21 protein-coding genes are annotated in these 20,770 nt (G+C 40.0%); 1 reads left to right on the top strand and 20 read right to left on the bottom strand.

The window, feature by feature from the left end:
- Positions 1-127: 127 nt before the first annotated feature.
- The 18 genes from glyA to F0527_RS00855 form a co-directional block, all read right to left on the bottom strand.
- Positions 128-1,390, bottom strand: coding sequence for a serine hydroxymethyltransferase (glyA, locus tag F0527_RS00940; RefSeq protein WP_150283462.1), 1,263 nt, complete (start codon positions 1,388-1,390; stop codon positions 128-130).
- 28 nt (positions 1,391-1,418) lie between these two features.
- Positions 1,419-1,961: a TIGR01440 family protein gene (locus F0527_RS00935; protein WP_150283461.1), complete on the bottom strand. Its 543-nt coding sequence runs from the start codon at positions 1,959-1,961 to the stop codon at positions 1,419-1,421.
- 23 nt (positions 1,962-1,984) lie between these two features.
- Complete coding sequence (gene rpiB / locus F0527_RS00930; RefSeq protein WP_150283460.1) at positions 1,985-2,428, bottom strand: ribose 5-phosphate isomerase B; 444 nt, start codon at positions 2,426-2,428, stop codon at positions 1,985-1,987.
- 256 nt (positions 2,429-2,684) lie between these two features.
- Complete coding sequence (locus F0527_RS00925; protein WP_150283459.1) at positions 2,685-3,977, bottom strand: methyl-accepting chemotaxis protein; 1,293 nt, start codon at positions 3,975-3,977, stop codon at positions 2,685-2,687.
- 3 nt (positions 3,978-3,980) lie between these two features.
- Positions 3,981-4,418 (bottom strand): low molecular weight protein arginine phosphatase, encoded by a 438-nt coding sequence (locus F0527_RS00920; protein WP_066791737.1) that lies wholly within the window; start codon positions 4,416-4,418, stop codon positions 3,981-3,983.
- A gap of 55 nt (positions 4,419-4,473) precedes the next feature.
- A complete protein-coding gene (locus F0527_RS00915) occupies positions 4,474-4,971 on the bottom strand; it encodes a manganese efflux pump (protein ID WP_150283458.1) in 498 nt (165 codons plus the stop codon).
- Positions 4,972-5,350: 379 nt separating this feature from the next.
- On the bottom strand, positions 5,351-6,397 hold the full coding sequence (locus F0527_RS00910; RefSeq protein ID WP_150283457.1) for an L-threonylcarbamoyladenylate synthase: 1,047 nt from the start codon (positions 6,395-6,397) through the stop codon (positions 5,351-5,353).
- A 108-nt stretch (positions 6,398-6,505) separates the two neighbouring features.
- The gene (locus F0527_RS00905; RefSeq protein WP_190323353.1) at positions 6,506-7,132 is read right to left on the bottom strand and encodes a stage II sporulation protein R; all 627 of its coding nucleotides are present in this window, start codon (positions 7,130-7,132) and stop codon (positions 6,506-6,508) included.
- Between the two features lie 45 nt (positions 7,133-7,177).
- A complete protein-coding gene (gene prmC, locus F0527_RS00900; RefSeq protein ID WP_150283455.1) occupies positions 7,178-8,044 on the bottom strand; it encodes a peptide chain release factor N(5)-glutamine methyltransferase in 867 nt (288 codons plus the stop codon).
- Positions 8,028-9,107: a peptide chain release factor 1 gene (prfA, locus tag F0527_RS00895; RefSeq protein WP_147195427.1), complete on the bottom strand. Its 1,080-nt coding sequence runs from the start codon at positions 9,105-9,107 to the stop codon at positions 8,028-8,030. Before prfA ends, prmC begins: the two co-directional genes overlap by 17 nt.
- A gap of 471 nt (positions 9,108-9,578) precedes the next feature.
- Positions 9,579-10,172, bottom strand: a complete 594-nt coding sequence (locus F0527_RS00890) for a thymidine kinase (protein ID WP_150283454.1) — start codon at positions 10,170-10,172, stop codon at positions 9,579-9,581.
- A 304-nt stretch (positions 10,173-10,476) separates the two neighbouring features.
- Positions 10,477-10,677, bottom strand: coding sequence for a 50S ribosomal protein L31 (gene rpmE / locus F0527_RS00885; RefSeq protein ID WP_066791730.1), 201 nt, complete (start codon positions 10,675-10,677; stop codon positions 10,477-10,479).
- Positions 10,678-10,840: 163 nt separating this feature from the next.
- Complete coding sequence (rho, locus tag F0527_RS00880) at positions 10,841-12,124, bottom strand: transcription termination factor Rho (protein ID WP_066791729.1); 1,284 nt, start codon at positions 12,122-12,124, stop codon at positions 10,841-10,843.
- A gap of 358 nt (positions 12,125-12,482) precedes the next feature.
- Positions 12,483-13,451, bottom strand: coding sequence for a class II fructose-bisphosphatase (gene glpX, locus F0527_RS00875; RefSeq protein ID WP_066791728.1), 969 nt, complete (start codon positions 13,449-13,451; stop codon positions 12,483-12,485).
- A gap of 93 nt (positions 13,452-13,544) precedes the next feature.
- Entirely contained in the window at positions 13,545-14,837 is a 1,293-nt protein-coding gene (locus F0527_RS00870) for a UDP-N-acetylglucosamine 1-carboxyvinyltransferase (protein WP_150283453.1), read from the bottom strand.
- Between the two features lie 14 nt (positions 14,838-14,851).
- Positions 14,852-15,499, bottom strand: coding sequence for a fructose-6-phosphate aldolase (gene fsa, locus F0527_RS00865; RefSeq protein WP_150283452.1), 648 nt, complete (start codon positions 15,497-15,499; stop codon positions 14,852-14,854).
- A gap of 88 nt (positions 15,500-15,587) precedes the next feature.
- Positions 15,588-16,442, bottom strand: a complete 855-nt coding sequence (locus F0527_RS00860) for a class II fructose-bisphosphate aldolase (RefSeq protein ID WP_066791722.1) — start codon at positions 16,440-16,442, stop codon at positions 15,588-15,590.
- 107 nt (positions 16,443-16,549) lie between these two features.
- Positions 16,550-16,906: a response regulator gene (locus tag F0527_RS00855; protein WP_150283451.1), complete on the bottom strand. Its 357-nt coding sequence runs from the start codon at positions 16,904-16,906 to the stop codon at positions 16,550-16,552.
- Positions 16,907-17,691: 785 nt separating this feature from the next.
- On the opposite strand from F0527_RS00855, the gene F0527_RS00850 reads away from it, so the two are divergent.
- Positions 17,692-18,210 (top strand): DUF2529 family protein, encoded by a 519-nt coding sequence (locus tag F0527_RS00850; RefSeq protein WP_150283450.1) that lies wholly within the window; start codon positions 17,692-17,694, stop codon positions 18,208-18,210.
- Between the two features lie 96 nt (positions 18,211-18,306).
- On the opposite strand, the gene F0527_RS00845 is transcribed toward F0527_RS00850, so the two are convergent.
- Together F0527_RS00845 and rpoE are read right to left on the bottom strand one after the other, a co-directional pair.
- Positions 18,307-19,899, bottom strand: coding sequence for a CTP synthase (locus F0527_RS00845; protein ID WP_150283449.1), 1,593 nt, complete (start codon positions 19,897-19,899; stop codon positions 18,307-18,309).
- A gap of 162 nt (positions 19,900-20,061) precedes the next feature.
- Complete coding sequence (rpoE, locus tag F0527_RS00840; RefSeq protein ID WP_223823501.1) at positions 20,062-20,661, bottom strand: DNA-directed RNA polymerase subunit delta; 600 nt, start codon at positions 20,659-20,661, stop codon at positions 20,062-20,064.
- Positions 20,662-20,770: the final 109 nt, after the last annotated feature.

Here is a 20,770-nt window from a genome sequence, read left to right as displayed (position 1 = left end):
TTTTGGATGCATAAATTCTAAACAAATTTTTAAAAAACTATTTGAATAAATAATATTGATCAAATAAAAAGCTGCTTTCACTAATAGTGAGAGCAGCTTTTGTATGAGTCCCGGATTTACGGGCTGATTATTTAGAGTAGATTGGGTGTTTGTCTGTTAGTTCTTTTACGCGTTTAATGGCATCTTCTTTCACAGCTTCGTCTTCTGGATTTTTCAATACCGCTGCAATAATAGAAGCAACTTCTTTCATATCCTCTTCTTTGAAACCGCGAGAAGTAATTGCTGGTGTTCCTACGCGTACGCCAGATGTAACAAATGGGCTTTCTGGATCGAATGGAATTGTATTTTTATTGGCAGTAATATGAACATCATCCAATAATTTCTCAGCTACCTTACCAGTAAGACCTAAAGAACGCACATCTAAAAGCAATAGATGGTTGTCTGTGCCACCGGAAACGATATTGATGCCTTCTGCTGTAAGAGCTTCACCGAAAACTTTTGCATTTTTTACAACTTGTTGGATGTATTCTTTGTATTCTGGTTGTTGCGCTTCACCGAATGCTACAGCTTTTGCTGCAATCACATGCATTAGAGGGCCACCTTGGATACCAGGGAAGATGGATTTATCGATTTTTTTACCCCATTCTTCTTTGCAAAGAATTAAACCGCCGCGTGGTCCACGCAATGTTTTGTGTGTTGTAGAAGTAACAAAGTCTGCATATGGCACTGGATTTGGATGTGCTCCAGCTGCAACAAGACCTGCAATATGAGCCATGTCCACCATGAAATAAGCGCCTACTTCATCGGCAATTTCACGGAATTTAGCAAAGTCGATTTCACGTGGGTAAGCTGATGCACCCGCTACGATTAATTTCGGTTTATGTTCTAGTGCTTTTTGGCGAACATCTTCATAATCAATCACATGTGTATCTTCTGTCACACCATATTCTACGAAATTGTATTGGATGCCTGAGAAGTTTACTGGGCTACCATGCGTTAAATGGCCACCGTGAGATAAATTCATCCCTAAAACTGTATCTCCTTGCTCCAAGATTGTGAAGTATACAGCCATATTTGCTTGTGCACCTGAGTGTGGTTGTACATTGGCATATTCCGCACCGAAAATTTCTTTTAAACGATCGCGTGCAATATTTTCAACAACATCGACATATTCACAACCGCCATAATAGCGTTTGCCAGGATAGCCTTCTGCATATTTATTTGTTAGAACTGAGCCTTGTGCCTCTAAGACAGCTTCTGAAACAATATTTTCAGATGCAATCAATTCGATATTTGATTGTTGACGCGCGAATTCTTTTTCCATCGCTTCAAATACTGCTTTGTCTTGTGATGCAATCTTTGATTTTTCTTGTGCTGCAAGATTTCCCATAACCCTTTTCCCCCTGTTTTATGAAAATTTAATTATATATAGCACGCTCGCCGCCAATTAATTTAGGGCGAGTCGTTGCAACTGTCACTACCGCATCTCCAATATGTGTAATGGAAGTACGAAGTGGAACTGCTACTCTTTTCAAATGCATGCCAATTAATGTTTGGCCCATGTCAATACCTGCATGTGCAAGAACTTCTTCCACCACAACCGGATCTTTCATCTGGCGATATGCATAGGCTGACATGGATCCGCCAGCCTTTTGAGCAGGAACAACTGATACAGGCTCAAGCCCGTATTTTTCTGCCGCTTCCCTTTCGATGGTGATGGCACGATTGATATGTTCGCATCCTTGGAATGCTAAATAAAGACCATGTTTTTCGGAAAATGCGCGTAATGGCTTATAAAGTGCTTCCGCAATCTCTAAGCCTCCAGCTGTACCGATTTTTTGCCCTTTAATTTCCGATGTTGAACAACCTATAACCAACAGTTGACCTTCACGAAAATGGACTTGTTGTTCAAATTCGGCTAACAGCGTTTGTAGCTGATCTTCGATTTGTTGTAAGTTCATCGCTTAAGCCTCTCATCTGTTGTTTAGTTTTTTGCTTCTACTGTAGAGATTTTTTCAATACGGCGTTCATGACGTCCACCTTCGAAATCAGTCAATAACCATGTTTTCGCGATTTCGCGTGCAAGCCCAGGGCCAATCACTCTTTCACCCATAGCCAAAACATTGGAATCATTATGACAACGAGTTGCTTTAGCACTGAACACGTCATGTACAAGCGCACAGCGAATACCTTTTACTTTATTAGCTGTAATCGACATGCCAATGCCAGTACCGCAAATGAGGATGCCTCGGTCAAATTTGCCGCTTGCAACTCCTTCTGCAACTGGTAAAGCATAGTCCGGATAATCCACCGAACCTTCATCTGTTGGGCCAAAATCCTCGTAGTCCATCTCTAATTCTTCTAATAGATTAACGATCTCTTTGCGTAAATTGTTACCGCCGTGATCTGATGATATTGCGATTTTCAAAAGAAGTCCCCTCTTTTCATTATGCTATTCATCTCGTATGTACGAGAATATATTCATTACTATGCTCGTTAAAATTAAAACGGTTTATCTAATCTTCAGCCGTTACTAGCTGAAGGAAGTTTCACTTTTAGTTTACCATTTATTTTAGTATAAAGACATATTTTTCACTCAATTTAGAGGGGGGTGATACGTTTAGGATCCATGTTTATTTTAGACATAAAAAAAGGCGGAGAAAGTTTATTTCCCCGCGTACAGATTATCGTTCGAATTGTTGGATCATTTGATATAGATCTTCTGATTGTTTTTTTAGCATATGTGACAGTTGGTCGATTTGTTCAATAGAGCGTACTTGCTCGTCCGTAGCACTTTGGACTTCAACTGCCCCTGCTGACGTTTGCTCAGCAATGGCTGCTACTTCTTGTGATTGATGAGCCGTTTTTTCGATGTTGTTTAATTGCTTGCTAACGAATTCAGAGATTTCTACTATTGAAGCAGCCATATCGCCAACTCTCGTTGACATGCCATCTACTGCAGATGTGGTTTCTGAAATTCGAGCGACTTCACCTTCTGCAATGCTCACTTGCTCGGTCATCTTACCAACGACAGTTTGTACATCCAGTTGGATGGTTTGGATAAGCTGAGTAATCCCTTTGACCGCTTCGGCACTTTCATCCGCCAACTTACGAACCTCTTCAGCTACAACAGCAAAGCCTTTGCCATGCTCTCCAGCTCTTGCCGCTTCAATAGAAGCATTCAGAGCCAACAAATTCGTTTGTTCTGCAATATCACCGACAAGCTGAATAATTTGCTCTACCTTCAAAGCATTTTGCTCTAATTGATGGATATCCTGTAACGCCAAAGAATTCCCTGAAGCAATTTTTTGGATACCTTCTACCAAATCATTGATAGCATCAGTCGTATGCTTTAATTCCCCCATCATTTGAGTAGATTGATTGGATGAAGTCAAGGCACGTTGATTTACCTCTTCAGCTAATAAACGAACATCTTCTAAGGCTTCCGCTGTCTCTTGAATAGCAATGGCAGAACCTGTTGCTCCTTCAGAAATTTGTGAAATCGTTTCTGCGATTGATTCTGTCTGTCTTGTAGCACGCTCTGTTTCTTCCGATAAGTCTAAAACAGTTGCATTGGTAGTTTGGAAGTTTTGGTTTATGCTTGTTACCATTTGACGAAGACTCACAAGCATTGTTTGGAATGCCTCTGACAGCGAACGGATCTCATCTGAACTTCTTGGCATATCAATATCTTTGCCAATTTTCCCCTCAGCTGCTTCTATTGCAACATTCTCTAGCTTTTGCAATGGTTTCACTAATAGGGAGCTAAAAATGCCAGCCAAAATACCAGACCAAATAATACCTAAAACATATGTAATGAGTTGAAACACCGATTGTTTAACATTCGGGAAAAATTGCGGTTGCACATATTCAATAAAGATAAAACTAATGCTGTAGGTGACAATTGCTAGAATGGTGACGAATAAAATGAGTTTCTTTTTTAGCCCAAAAGAATGCTGCACACTTTTTTTTGCCATGGGTTATTCCTCCAGTAGTTTCTTTTCAAGTACGTCAATTAAGTTGTTCAGTTCTTCAAATGTTGTTAAATACGTATCCAGGTCTCCACCAAATGGATCGATGACATCTTCATCTCTATCTAAAACATATTCTTTTAGTGTGAAGGTCTTATCCGCCATTTGAGGATATACTTGTAATAATGCTTCTTTATGCCCGCATGTCATGGTCAAAATCAAATGTGAACTTTGTAGTTCCTCAATATTTACCGGCTGCGAAATATGATCATGGTCTATGTGATGCTTTTGTAAAGCAGCCTGTGCATTTGCAGACATCGGCTGTCCCGATATTGCATAGATCCCCGCTGATTTAACTTCTACTCCCGGTAAGTTTCTTGATTTTAAAATAGCTGCTGCCATAGGGCTTCTACAAGTATTTCCTGTACAAATAAAGTAAATTCTCATCGTGCACTCTTACCCTTCATTATATAGTATAACGCTGACGAAATGTTCAAATTTTTTATAAATTTAATGAAAAAATACCCATCAAAAGTAATGCAGCACCTGCAATCATCTGAAGATATATACCTAAAGCTACTGGAATTTTCTTATTTAAAGTTAAAGCGATAAAGGAAAATAGGAAGGCAAAAATCCCCATACTGCATATAAGCAGTGTCTCCCTTAATTGAAGCATACCAAAAGATATGCTCACTGAAAAGGTATCAAGACTCGTTGTAATTGCCAGTATGACGACCGGAATCGTTGCTGGCCTTTGATCTTTAGCTGCTAGTAATAGTTGTACACCAATTAAACTTAATAATATACCCGAAATATTTTGGGCTAGGCTCGATATATAGGATGCAAGCCATTCACCTACATGGAAACCGATTAAAGGAAACAACATGTGAAGGGCACCTGTCCATAGAGATAACCAAAAGCGATATTTTACATTTGGCAATAGCAAATAAATTGTCAACACATCTATTGCTGTAAATATAGCCGCAAGTGTTTCTGCCAAAACAGCACTCCCTTCTCTACCACAATCTTTTATATCCTATGAAACGAAGTTCTTCTTCATTCCAGATTGAGGATGGGAGAAAAAGGGGTACTAATTTTTCAAAATAAAAATGCTTCCTATATAATAAGAAGCATTTTTTATTTTACTGATTTAACGAGCAGTAAAACCTCAAGGCACGAGGAAAACTCTCTACGAAAAAAACTTAGTTATCATTAATCATTTGGTTTAAAAGTAGTGAAACCAACTACGCTTTTCGCGGGCGAGTGTATAGCCTCATCTCTGCGCTGTGAGATCCCGTCCGTATCGCTATCCCGCAGGAGTCTCTGTTTTTTCCACTACAATTCATTTTTAGTTTCAAATGATTATAATTAATTCTTACTTAATCTTTCAGTGCGTTCGAAAAATCTGAATACCATTTGCCACCTGCTGATTTTTCCAAGCGATTCATAATCGCTGCGCCTACACCTTCTGTTGAAGTAGCAGTAGCTAGCACTATCTGTGCATCTGTGGAATCACAAGCGCGCAGGGCATGAAAAAGATGTGACGCCATTTCATCCTGTGTGTTGCCTATTGAAAAGAACCAATCAGGTGATAACTCTTTGAAGGATGGCAATGCAATCAATGCTACCTTATAATCCTTCGCTTGCAAATATTGAATCGCCTCTTGGACAATCTGTTTGTTTCTTTCAATTAAGTATACGGGTGCATTCGGAGCATAATGGGTATATTTCATTCCCGGTGCTTTCGGGGCGCCTTGTTCCTGCTCTATATGCGTAGGCTGGTCAACTGGCCCTATCACTTCTTCTAGCATCTCTTTCGTAATCGCACCCGGACGCAAGATTACCGGTATTTCCTTTGTTAGATCAAGGACAGTTGATTCAACACCGACACCTGTCGCCCCACCATCTAAGATTAAAGGAATTTTTCCGGCTAAGTCTTGTTCCACATGAATAGCTTCCGTTGGGCTTGGTTTGCCGCTTCGATTTGCGCTTGGTGCTGCTACCGGCATACCTAAAGCTTGCAATAATTTTAACGCTACTGGGTGACTCGGCATCCGAATACCGACAGTATCTAGGCCTGCTGTTACGCTTTTCGCAAAGACATTTGGCTTTGCTTTAAAAATCATGGTTAATGGTCCTGGCCAAAATGCATCCATACACTTCACCGCTTTTTCGGAAATGGTATCCACATATTTACTAAGCTCTTCCTTCGTGCCGATGTGAACAATTAGCGGATTATCAGATGGCCTTCCTTTAGCACTGTATATTTTTTTGACTGCTGCTTCATTTGTAGCGACAGCTCCAAGTCCATAGACTGTCTCTGTTGGCAACGCTACAATCTCGCCTTCAGCTAACAAATTCACAGCTTGTGTATAACTTTTTTCAGATTCCACATTGTTATCCACAACAAGCCGTTGCGTTTCCATTCGATTACCTCCCTATAAACCTTATTTTTCAGAAAGTTATACACAATTTGTTGATAACATTCTCTGAAATGTGGACAAGTTTGCACAATTTTGTGATTAACTCTCATCCTAAAATATTTTTTTGAACCATTCAACGATGAAAAACTTTGGTTTTTCCTCTTCTTTTTCTTTTTCCTCTTCTTTTTCTTTTTTCTCTTCTTTTACTTCTTTATCTTTATAGCAAACCTTTGGAAATAAACCACACCACCAATTGTCGCCTTTCCCTGCGCCGATGGTGACAACAACTGCCTTATAGACATCCTGTGCATACATTTTGTAATCATTACGTTTTGGCGGAAATAAAGCATTCGTTGTTTGGACATTGATTTCGCCCGACTCAATCTTTGGTGCCAGCGTTCTTTTGATTTCACTTTCAATTGTGGATAAGTTCACGGAGCCTGAGCTATTGGCCATCTCTTTTTCTATAATCGGTTTTATATTTTCTAAGATCTGCTTTTTATAAAGTTGGTCTGCTTGCGAGTTGCTATTAGCAATAAGGCGGAATCTCGGCTGTGCCAAATCCGCGCTATATTGTTGTGTAGCAACACTTTGAAAAATAAGAAGCAGTAATTGGATAAGTAATAAAGATGTTATAAATAATAAAAGTGTCGCCACTTGTGATTGTTTTTTTGGTTGTTTAATAGATTCATAAGACACGATTTCAGGTTGTTTGATTGTATAGTAATCTTCTAGCATATTGTATCCCCTCCATGAAACTATCATGGGCAAAGAGATTACTATTTATACATCAATTTCACAAAAAACCATTCGATCGTTTGAATTAATATCTTTTAATAGCTCAACCTTGGCATCAGGAAAGCTATCTTTGAATAATTGGACGACAGCTGGACCTTGTTTATAACCAATTTCCAATCCTATGAAACTAGGTTTTGCCATAATACTTGGCAATGTTTCTGCTAGTTTTCTATATAGGGCTAAACCATTTTCTTCTGCAAAGAGTGCGGTGTGCGGTTCATGATCCAGCACGACCTCAGACATATCCTCCGCCTCTTGGTAAGCAATATAGGGCGGGTTTGATAAAACAATTTGCCACTTATGCTGTGCGATTGGTTCTGTTAAATCGCCTTGCACAAAACATACATCTGCACTCAATCGTTTGGCATTATTCTTTGCAACCTGCAATGCTTGCGACGAAATATCAGTTGCTGTCACCTCTAGTACGGGCATTTCTTTTTTCATCGTGACAGCGATTGCCCCGCTTCCTGTCCCAATATCTGCAAGCTTTATCTCTGCCCCGTCTTCAAATATTCGATGAGCTCTTTTTAATGCTTCTTCCACCAATTCCTCTGTCTCCGGTCTCGGTATGAGGACAGATGGATCGACTGTAAAGGTTCGTCCGTAAAATTCTTCTGAACCCGTGATATATTGGATTGGCGTCCCTTTCGCATGTGACTCAACCATTTGCCAGTACGATTGGTTTTGCTCTGCTGTTAAAGGCTCCCTCATACTGATTAATAATTCAGTATGTGACTTATTTAATGCATGCTGCAATAGAAGTCTTGCAGCAATTTCTTCTCGACCATGTTCCCGCAAAAAAGAAGAAGCCCCATTCAGGGCCTCATAAATGTATTTAAAGGGCTGCGTCATTTAGCGCATCCAACTTCTTCGCTTGTTCTTCCAAAATCAAAGCATCAATCAACTCATCTAATTTCCCATCAATAATTTGGTCGAGTTTTTGGATGGTTAAGCCAATGCGGTGATCGGTCACACGGTTTTGTGGATAATTGTACGTACGGATACGTTCAGAGCGGTCACCTGTACCTACAGCTGATTTACGTTCTGCATCATACTCGCTTTGAGCATCTTGCTGCAATTTGTCATAGACGCGTGCACGCAATACTTTCATTGCTTTCTCTCTGTTTTTCAATTGAGAACGTTCATCTTGCATTGCTACAACAATCCCTGTAGGAATATGTGTCATACGAACAGCAGATGCCGTTTTGTTGACGTGCTGTCCACCTGCACCAGATGCATGGTAGATATCCACACGAATATCTTTATCTTGTAGATCTAATTCTACTTCTTCTGCTTCTGGCATTACGACTACAGTTGAAGTGGATGTATGAACACGTCCTTGGGATTCTGTTTCAGGAACGCGTTGTACACGGTGTGCTCCGCTTTCAAATTTGAATTTTGAGTAAGCGCCTTGTCCGTTGATCATAAAGACAATCTCTTTATAACCACCAAGCTCAGTTGGGTTAGCGTTCATGATATCAATTTTCCAGCCTTGCGTTTCTGCATATTTGCTGTACATGCGGAAAAGTGAATTAGCAAATAATGCTGCTTCGTCTCCGCCTGCTGCTCCACGGATTTCCACAATAACGTTTTTGCTGTCATTCGGATCTTTCGGGATTAATAAGATGCGTAGGCGTTCTTCATAATCAGCAATATTACTTTCAAGCTCATTTACTTCTTCTTTTACCATTTCTTTCATTTCTGCATCTAATTTATCTTCTAGCATTTCGCGTGCTTCAGCCAGTTGCTCTTTTGCAGATTTATATTCACGGTAAACTTCTACTGTTTCCTGAATATCCGATTGTTCTTTTGAATATTTCGCTAGCTTTTTCGAATCGGATACAACATCCGGGTCACTTAGAAGTTCGTTTAATTTTTCATAGCGATCTTCTACAGCTTGTAAGCGATCAAACATATATTTCACCAATACCTTTCTGTATCTGTAGTAAGTTTATTGTCCTTACGGATCAATGGTTAGTCCGTTTCAGCGAACTGTCCACAAAGCGTCCGTTTTAGTGTTACGTACCAATCAGCGGAGATTGAACAAAATCCCATGATTGGCCATCACTTTATGAAGGAAAGCAGGGTCCTGTCGACGCTGCTAAAAAGGATTCTGTTTTATGTGCTCCATTTATTAGTATAAAGAAAAACAGCAAGGCATGCTACTTTTTTGAAAATTTCATGATTTATTTTAATCCCGCAAATGGGCTTAATACTGAGTGGCATTAAATTTCACAAAACTAAAGACTGAAGTGCTGTATTTCTACAGCATAATCCCTCTAGCGAAAATGAAAAAAGAGCAGCCAGCAGCCACTCTTCGTAACCCGTTGACGGGCATTTTCTGTCATCTCTTTATCGATTGAACGGATCAAGTTTTAACAGCATTTCACTTTACTTGTGTTTGACTCGCCGGTACAACATGGTGGTGTCTACAGCGAGGCTCATATGCCTCCGCAGCGCCCACTAAGATAACTGGATCATCCGCCTTAGCAGGTTGTCCATTAATTAACCGCTGTGTACGGCTTGCAGGTGATCCACAAACACTGCAAACTGCTTGAAGCTTTGTTACCTGCTCCGCAATCGCCATTAGATGTGGCATTGGCCCAAAAGGAACCCCTTTAAAGTCTTGGTCAAGCCCAGCTAAAATAACTCGATATCCATGATTCGCTAGTTGTTGAACAGTAGCAATAATATCCTCTCCAAAAAACTGAGCTTCATCAATTGCTACCACATCTACATCATCTGAGAGATAGCCCCACATGTCTGTAGATTGTGAAATAGGATAAGCGATAACCGTTGTGCCATTATGGCTTACAACAGCTTCTTCGCTATAGCGATTATCTATTTTAGGTTTAAACACAACAATCTTTTGTTTTGCAAATTGCGCTCTTCGTACACGGCGAATCAGCTCTTCTGATTTCCCAGAGAACATACTACCGCAGATTACTTCAATCCAGCCATTTTGAGTCATTACATACATGAAGTAGACCCCTTTCAAAACATATATCCATCATCATATCGAAAAAGAGGACATTTTTCTGCTCTTTTTTTTCGCTCTATTTTGTGATATGTATGATTATTTTTTCTCGTTTTAACAGATAAAAACTCTCTTTAGTGAGAGAAAAGCCTACCAAAATTAGAGAGGAATTAAAAAAGCCCTCACCAAATTGTAGTGTGACTTTCATTAAACAACGTGCTTAATACTACACGAAAATAGCCTATGCCGCAAGAAAAATACCTGCCGCGCAATAGGCGCAAGGCAGGTATTAGAAGTTTTCAGTGATTTATTTAAGACCGTATTTTTTGTTGAAACGATCCACACGTCCATCAGCAGACGCGAATTTTTGACGGCCAGTATAGAATGGGTGACATTCGCTGCAAAACTCAACGTTGATGTTTTCTTTTACTGAACCTGTTTTGAAAGAATTACCGCAAGAGCATGATACAGTAGCTTCTTTGTATTCTGGATGAATTCCTTGTTTCATGTGTAATATCTCCTCTCGCCCTGAACCATCTGGAACAGAGTATTATCGAACTGTTGCCTTACACGACCCAGTTTTTGTTTGCCGTATATGCAACACGTATGAAATGCAATAACCATAGTATAGCAAGTCCCGACAGAAGATGCAACAAATTAATTCGAGGAATTTAAATTAGTCCTTTGCCATTACGTGCAGCTTTCATATCGGTATTTAGCGTATCAAAGAACTCTTCATTTGTCTTTGTATTACGCAATTTTTTCAAGAAACGCTCCGCAAAATCTGGAGAGTCCGAGAAGGTTTTTCGAATTGCCCACAGCTTATCCAACTGTTCTTTTGGAATAAGAAGTTCTTCTTTCCGCGTGCCGGAGCGGCGGATATCAATAGCTGGGAAGATACGTCGTTCAGCAAGGCTGCGATCTAGATGTAGCTCTAAATTCCCTGTACCTTTAAATTCTTCGTAAATGACTTCATCCATACGCGAGCCGGTATCGATTAAAGCTGTAGCCAGAATAGTCAAACTACCGCCTTCTTCAATGTTCCGAGCTGCACCGAAGAAACGTTTTGGTCGGTGGAAAGCCGCAGGGTCAATACCGCCTGATAACGTACGACCACTTGGTGGGATAACAAGGTTATAGGCGCGAGCAAGCCTTGTGATAGAATCCATTAAAATAATCACATCACGTTTATGTTCAACAAGACGCATAGCACGTTCAAGAACAAGCTCTGCGACTTTCACATGATTTTCTGGCAGTTCATCGAATGTAGAACTTACTACATCCGCATTTACTGAACGTTCAATATCTGTTACTTCTTCTGGTCGTTCATCTATCAATAGCACAATTAATTCTGACTCAGGGTACTTCTCCGTAATGGCATTTGCGATTTCTTTCATCAGCAATGTCTTACCCGCTTTTGGTGGAGCGACGATTAATCCCCTTTGACCAAAACCGACTGGAGCCACTAAATCCATAATACGAGTAGATAGTTTTGACGGTGTTGTTTCCAATTTGATGTGTCTATCAGGATACAACGGCGTAAGCGCAGGGAAAAATACACGTTCTTTGGCCACTTCTGGATCCTCGCCATTGACAGCTTCAACATGTAAAAGTCCGTAGTAGCGTTCATTTTCTTTCGGCGGACGAACTTTCCCCGTTACCTTATCGCCATTTCTTAAGCTAAAACGTCGAATTTGGGATGCAGATATATAGATATCCTCAGAGCTTGGTGAATAGTTGATAGGGCGCAAGAAACCAAATCCTTCTTGTTGGATGATTTCAAGCACACCTTCCATAAAGAAATAACCTTCACTTTCGGCACGGGATTTTAAAATTGCAAAAATCAGCTCTTTTTTTGTCAACTTGCCATAATACGAAATTTTATATTCTCTAGCAAGCGCATAGAGATCTTTTAATTTCATATCTTCAAGTTGAGAAATTGTCATTGTCGTCATAGGCAATACACCACTCTTGTTTAATATTGTAAAAATCACGAAATGAGGATGAGAGTTATCCCGCACGAACGGGCAGCCCCACCTTCACTTTGGTGTAAATGAGAATTCAGGTGGGCCATAACTGCCAGTAAAAGACCGATTGGGGCAGCGAAACTTGCCAATCCGTCATAGGCTTAATTAAACCAATCGAGTTCACAGGTTCTGCATCAAGACATTTCGAGTTGATGCAGAACCAGTGGAACCGAACTAACACTCATTGTAAAGAAAGCACCTGAGTGAAGCTTCACTACTTTGTCATTGGGAATGGAATTTTAGCGAGAAGAGACCCGGCAAATGCCGGGCCAAGTAAAATAGAAGTTTAATCTTGCATAAATAGTTTTGGTTTTTTTGTTAAACTATGTCTACCTTCAACAAAACGAACAGTTCCAGATTTTGCACGCATTACAACCGACTCTGTCGTACAGTGCCCACCTTTGAATTGGACGCCTTTCAAAAGTTCGCCATCTGTTACGCCAGTTGCTGCGAAAATAGCATCATCGCCTTTAACCAAATCTTCCATCTTTAACACAGTGTTAACGGCGATACCCATTTTGCGGCAGCGTTCTACTTCTTCTTCGTTAGATGGAATAAGCTTTCCTTGAAGCTCCCCGCCTAGGCATTTTAGTGCAACTGCTGCAATAACGCCTTCTGGAGCTCCACCTGTGCCGAACAGAATATCTACGCCTGTTTCGTCAAATGCTGTGTTGATTGCTGCTGCTACATCGCCATCCGTGATGAATTTGATACGAGCACCTGCAGCACGGATTTGGTCAACGATTGGTTGGTGACGATCACGATTTAATAGTGTTGCCACTACGTCCTCGATGTTCTTATTTTTCGCTTTTGCTACCGCTTTAAGATTATCGATTACAGGTGCATCGATATCAATCTTACCTGCAGCTTCTGGTCCAACTGCGATTTTATCCATATACATATCCGGCGCATGAAGCAAGTTGCCTCGGTCGGCAATCGCAAGAACTGTGAGTGCATTCCCACTTCCTTGTGCAACAATGTTTGTGCCTTCTAGCGGATCGACTGCAATATCCACTTGAGGACCAGCTGGATCTGAACCGAGTTTCTCTCCGATGTATAGCATAGGCGCTTCGTCCATCTCACCTTCGCCAATCACTACTACCGCGTCCATTGGAATGGAATCAAATACTTGGCGCATAGCTGTTGTTGCCGCATCATCTGCTTCCATCTTTAAGCCACGGCCCATCCATCTTGCTGATGCGATTGCTGCTGCTTCTGTCACACGAACTACTTCCATAGATAAACTGCGTTTCATTTTTTACTGTTCCTCCCATTTCCATCTTGATGACTGATTCGTTTTCACACTAAATCTATTATAGCACACAGTTTTTGTTGTGCCTGATTATTTTTAGTTAAAACGCTTTGCCGCTTGGTTTGCAGATTCTGTTTCGATTGACTCTCGTTGGATATCTGCTCCTAAATCCTGTAGCTTAGCAATAATATCGCTATAACCGCGCTCAATATGGAAAATATCATGGACTTCGGTATTTCCTTTTGCTAACAAGCCCGCGATAATAAGTGCTGCTCCCGCTCTCAAATCTGTTGCAGTAACTGTAGCAGCTTCTAGCTTCGTAGGACCTGTTAAAATGGCCGAACGCCCTTCTACTTTGGCAACTGCACCCATTCTGCTAATTTCATCTATATGCTTAAAGCGAGCGGAATAAATGGTATCTGTAACGATAGAGGAACCGTTTGCTTGTGTTAATAGCACAGTGAATGGTTGTTGCAAGTCAGTCGGGAACCCTGGATATACAAGCGTTTTAATATCCACAGGTTTTAAGCTTTTAGGCTTAGGAATAAAAATTCGTTCTTCTTCTTCCATGACTTCTACGCCCATTTCACGTAGTTTTGCCGTGACTGCTTCTAAATGGAGTGGAATAACATTATCGATAGTCACGCCATCTCCAATAGCAGCCGCCATAATCATATAGGTACCCGCTTCAATGCGGTCAGGAATAATAGTATGGTTCGTGCCATGCAATTCTTCGACGCCTTCAATTCGAATTACGTTAGTCCCGGCCCCTTTGATTTTGGCGCCCATATTTGTGAGCAATGTGGCAACATCAATAATTTCTGGCTCTTTTGCTGCATTCTCAATAATCGTTTTGCCTGTTGCAAGCACTGCTGCCAGCATAATATTAATCGTTGCACCGACACTGCTGACATCTAAGTAAATTTTTGCTCCACGCAATTCTTCTGCACGCAAATAGATAGCTCCATGTTCATTAGTCACTTGCGCACCCAAGGCTTCAAAACCTTTAATATGCTGGTCAATAGGACGAGGGCCAAGATGGCATCCGCCAGGCAAGCCGATAACTGCTTTTTTGAAGCGGCCTAGCATAGCTCCCATTAGGTAATACGATGCGCGCAATTTTTTGACATTGCCATTAGGCATCGGCATATCCACCATAGAACGTGGATCTATAACCATACGACCATCATCAAATTCTACATTTCCGCCAATTTCCTCAAGCAAAGTCTTTAGCGTCCAAACATCTAAAATTTCTGGCAATCCTTCGATTGTTACTGGAGAATTGGCCAAAATGGAAGCAGGGATTAAGGCTACTGCACTATTTTTTGCGCCGCTGACTTTAATCGTGCCCTTTAGAGGTTTTTCACCCGCAATTTTATACACGTCCATCTCATTCTCCTTAATTATTTATCTTTGTTTGCCCAGTCTTTCATGAAGCCTTCGATCCCTTTATCTGTCAAAGGATGATGGAATAATTGTTTCAACACTTTATATGGTGTAGTGGCGATGTGTGCACCTGCTAGAGCAGCTTCTGTAATGTGTCGTGGGTGACGAATAGAAGCAGCGATAATTTGTGTTGGTATCTCGTGGATAGCAAAAATCTCTGCAATTTCTCTTACTAGTTCGGTACCATCTTGACCAATATCATCTAAACGGCCTAAGAACGGAGATACATACGTAGCACCAGCACGTGCAGCCATTAAAGCTTGGTTTGCATTAAAGATTAACGTCACATTCGTTTTAATTCCTTCTGCCGTTAGCGCAGCACACGCAGTCAAACCTGCAGGCGTGAATGGCAATTTAACCGTAATATTCGGCGCGATTTGAGCTAATTCATGACCTTCTTTGATCATGCCCTCTGCATCTAAGGCAATAACTTCCCCACTAATAGATCCATCTACTAAATCTGCAATCTCCTTCAAACGATCATGGAATGAGATGTTTTTCTCTTTTGCTACTAGTGAAGGGTTAGTTGTTACACCTGAAAGAATCCCCCATGCGTGTGCTTCCTTAATTTCATCAAAATTGGCTGTATCAATAAAAAATTTCACTTCTATTTCCTCCTAATGATGGAAAAATGGAGAAGTCCCGGATTCAAACCGGTTCCTTCTCCCATTCCTCTCTATTTAAACTATATGCTTATGCTTTTTGAGAGCTACCGAACTCGCGCATTTTTCCGATAACAGTGGCTTTAATTGCCTCGCGAGCAGGACCTAAGAATTTACGTGGATCATATTGTTCTTTATCCTTGTCCAAAAATTCGCGAATCGCTTTTGTAGCAGCAATTTGGTTTTCAGTATTCACGTTAATTTTTGCAGTACCCAAAGAAATAGAACGTTGAATGTCTTTTGTTGGGATACCTGTTCCTCCGTGAAGTACAAGTGGAAGATCTGCCAGTTTTGAGATTTCTTCCATTTCTTTAAAGCCCAAGTTTGGCTCGCCTTTGTACGGACCGTGAACAGAGCCCAATGCAGGTGCTAAACAGTCTATTGCTGTCGCTTCTACCATCTTGCGGCATTCCTCTGGGTCAGCATAGTTAATGCCGCCGATTACGCCATCTTCGTCGCCGCCTACTGTACCAAGTTCTGCTTCTACAGAAACACCGTGTGCATGCGCATACTCAACTACTTTTGAAGTGATTTCAATGTTTTCTTCAAATGGATGGTGAGATGCATCAATCATGACAGATGTAAAGCCTGCATCAATCGCCTCTTTACATTTTTCAAAACTTGAACCATGATCTAAATGAATTGCCACTGGCACAGTTGTGTTATAGCTTTCCATTAGGCCTTTAACCATTTGAACAACGGCGATAAATCCACCCATATATTTCCCCGCACCTTCAGATACGCCTAAAATAACTGGTGATTTTTCTTCTTCTGCCGCTTGTAGAATTGCTTGTGTCCATTCAAGATTATTAATATTGAATTGACCTACAGCATAGCTATTTTCTTTTGCTGTAATTAACATTTCTTTCATTGAAACCAAAGCCATTAGTAAATCCTCCTTTAGGATGTAATGTAACATGGTGTTATGTTATATTGAGTATTTCCCTTCTTATCATAACAAAAAGAATAAGCATTGACTACCGACAATACTTATTACACAACTATTTTTATCACAGTATCTCTTACTTCTAAAATATTAAATGGTTTTGCGAAAAAGTAATCTGCTCCGCAATTTTCAGCTTCATTCATCACTTCTTTGTCGCTGTCTCCTGTCATCATAATCACAGGCAAATCTGCATAAGCTTCTTTTATCTTTTTTAATATTTCCAGACCGTGCATATCTGGAATTTTCATATCTAATAACACGCAGTCTAGCATGTTATTTTCAAATATTTGTACCGCTTCTGCTCCATTGGATGCAAGAAGTGTTTCAAACCCCTCATTTTTAAAAACCTCGCTGAGAAGCATTCTGATGCCTTGCTGGTCGTCGACAATCAATATTTTTTTCATATACCTTTCTGCTACAAAAATACAGGCAAATATATTTATCTATGCTAGACATACCCTGCTTCATAAACTCTTAACCGCCAGTATATTTATCCTGTAAGTACTTTCAGAATCGCCTTTTCTTTACAACGACCAATCCCAATCTATACAGAAATAAAACCTACTATAGCGAATAAGTCCCCATACCATTAACAATTAACTACAGCTTAATATATGTGTGTTTTCATGCTAGTCTAGCGTGCAGTTTTTATATCCTATCTGTCGTTTTTGCCTGTCCTTATAGCAGAATTCACCTCTCCTTCGATGGTTGATATATTGATGATTTTGATTAATTACAATTAAAATCTTTTAACCATTTCTGTTTCTTTTACTTTTCTGCACTTTATTGGAAATTTAAAATCATTCAAGACGTTTGCATTCAGCAGCGTACTGAATACAAATCTCTCGGTTCATTCCTCCCACATCAAAAATAGCAAACTCGATAAGAATACTAGGAGTTCGCTAAACAAGGAGCTAAATGAAATGTAGAACTCATATATTAGTAACTGTTGATAAAATATCTTTCCATTTTTTAGCACTTGTATATATTGCAATTTTAAACTTTATTGTCCCCTTATTATACTCTATTCGCCCATTATTTTTATTTTCCTGCATTATTAGATAAGTTTTTATTAAATTAACTCTCTTTCACACAAAAAAATTAAATAATATCACAATATGAGAACCATTTCAGGGCTCTATTTTGCAATTGGATTATACCCATTTATAATGAAGGTGAGGTGAATGGAATGTTAAAAATGTTATCTACCCAAATCGGCGGCTTGTTAAAGCGAGTGGCTACAGACCAAGAAGAAGCAATCGAGGAAACTGCCCGTCTGCTTGCACAAGCTGGAATTGGAGAAGGGTTTGTCTATTTTGCATGCTTTGATGAGCTAAAGGCTGTAGAAATCAATGCCATGCAAGCTGCAGAACCTTTCCAACAATTGCGCCCTTTTACTCCTGAAGCGAATATTACGGATATTGACCGTGTATGTATCTTTGCTCGAACCGCACATGATCCAAATGCATTAAAGTTAGCTCAAACTTTATACGATGCATTTATCCCTTTTGCAGTTGTGGCAAGTGAGAAAGTTGAAAATGCCGGAAAAATGGCCGACCTAGCTTATACGTATATTTCTATGGATATTAAAAAAGGATTGTTACCGAATGATTTGGGCGAGCGTATTGTCTTACCACATACGCTAACAGCTCTGTTTATCTATGAGGCGATCAAGATGTCTTATGATGAAATGGTGGATGGGCTATAATTCTAAGCCATCCCTTAGGAGATATTTAAATTATTTTAACTAAACAACAAAGAAAAAACCAGGCTAATGTATCAGCCTGGTTTTACTTTTGTTTATTTATTTCACAGAAGCGCCAACAAACTCGCGGAATAACGGTTGTGGACGGTTAGGACGTGAAATGAATTCTGGATGGAATTGACATGCAACAAAGAATTTTTTCTCCGGCAATTCAACAATTTCTACTAAACGATCGTCAGGAGAAGTTCCTGAGAAAACTAGTCCTTCTGCTTCCATCGCTTCACGGAATTCATTGTTGAATTCATAACGATGGCGATGACGTTCATATACTAGTTCATCATTATAGATTTCACCTGCACGAGATCCTTCTTTTAATTTACATGGATATAGGCCAAGGCGAAGTGTGCCACCTAAATCTTCTACATCGATTTGGTCAGGTAGTAATGCAATGATTGGATATTTTGTTTCTGCATCCAATTCAGCTGAATGTGCACCTTTAAGTCCAAGTACATTGCGTGCAAATTCAACTGATGCAAGCTGCATACCTAAGCAAATACCCAAGAACGGCACATCGTTTTCACGGGCATATTGGATAGCTAAAATTTTACCTTCTACTCCACGATCGCCAAAGCCACCTGGTACTAAAATACCGTCAGCGTCATGTAATAATTCTTTTACATTTTCTTCTGTTACGTCTTCTGCATTGATAGCATTCACTTCTATATCTGTATCATGTGCGTATCCAGCATGTTTCAATGCTTCTACTACAGAGATATAAGCATCTTGCAACTCAACGTATTTTCCGACAAGTGCAATTTTTGTTGTCTTTTTAAGGCTTTTTACTTTATCAACTAAAGCTTTCCAATCAGCCATATCTGCTTGTGGCGCTTCAATGCCAAAGTGTTCTAACACAATGTCATCAATGTGTTGAGCTTGCAGATTTAACGGGATATCATAAAGGCTTTCTGCATCCACGCATTCAATAACTTCATGCGGTTTTACATCGCAGAATAGCGCTAGTTTTTCTTTCATTTCTGTTGGCACTGGGCGATCTGAACGTACCACCAAAATGTTTGGTTGAATACCTAATGAACGTAGCTCTTTCACTGAGTGCTGAGTTGGTTTCGTTTTTAGCTCGCCTGCTGCGCCAATATAAGGAATAAGTGTACAGTGTAAATAAAGGACATTTTCATTTCCAAGATTGCTTTTCATTTGGCGAATTGCTTCAAGGAATGGCAATGATTCGATATCGCCTACTGTTCCGCCGACTTCTGTGATGACGATGTCTGCACTTGTTTCGCGGCCCGCACGTTGGATGCGGTCTTTAATTTCATTTGTGATATGCGGAATTACTTGTACCGTACCACCGTTGTAATCTCCGCGGCGTTCTTTTTTCAATACTGTTGAGTAAACTTTACCAGATGTCACTGTTGAATGTTTACCTAAGTTAATATCAATAAAACGCTCGTAGTGGCCTAAGTCTAAATCAGTCTCTGCGCCATCATCTGTAACGAACACTTCACCATGTTGGTATGGGCTCATAGTTCCTGGGTCGATATTGATGTATGGATCAAATTTTTGAATTGTTACATTCATTCCACGGTTTTTCAACAAACGTCCAAGTGATGCTGCTGTGATCCCTTTACCTAAAGATGAAACTACGCCGCCGGTTACAAAAATATATTTGGTCAATGAAAATTCCTCCTAGTTAGTGCTGAAGATAGGTTTTTTAAAAAACAAAAAACGCTCCTCCCGCAAATAATTTGCAGGGGGAGCGTGAAGTTTCACGGTCAATCTCCTTTTTTAAGGAGCCCAAGTAAAAGGTTAAATGATAACTCAAAAGAAGTCAAGAAGTTAGTCTCTTTCTTTTTCTTCCAATTCATCTTCATCATCGTCATCTTCATCTTCATCTAGTTCAAACTCTTCGTCATCCATATCGATATCTTCTTCTAACTCTTCTTCATCGATATCTTCGAGATCACCAGCATCAAATGTTTCTTCCTCTACTGCTTCTTCTTCAGCTTCATCTTCATCTAGGAATTCATCAAAGTCTTCTTCAAACTCAATTTCTTCCGCGTCGTCATCTAAATCATCTTCTTCAACGACTTTTGCTTTTTTCTTGCGCACTCTTACAGTTGGAGCTGTTTCTTCTTCTACTTGATCAATTGCATACCATTCACGAACACCCCAGCGATTTTCGCCCAAAGCAATAAAACGGCCATCGATATTCATATCTGTATAAAATTGAGCAGAAGCAGCTTTCATTTCTGCCTCTGAGCGTGCACCTAGGTCAACAATCGCTTGCATTATTTCAGTAAATGAAAGTGGTTGGTGCTTTTCCTCCAAAATTGCATATGCTAAATTAATTAATGATTCTTCTGTTAATTGTTCTTCATTTAATTCACGAAGGTTCAAATCATGCACGTCCTTTCTTGTCCTAAACATCATATCCATTTTGAACTTCTTATTACTGCTGTTACGCCTAAGGAACCAAATTTGGATCGTTCAAGAGTTCAACAGTATTGTACTATGCCAGATACTTAATCCACAACCAATACCTGAC

The sequence above is a fragment of the Rummeliibacillus sp. TYF-LIM-RU47 genome, from assembly GCF_008638315.1.
GTDB lineage: Bacteria > Bacillota > Bacilli > Bacillales_A > Planococcaceae > Rummeliibacillus > Rummeliibacillus stabekisii.
Note: the sequence above shows the minus strand (reverse complement) of the source record. Positions and strands in the feature narration are given on the sequence as shown.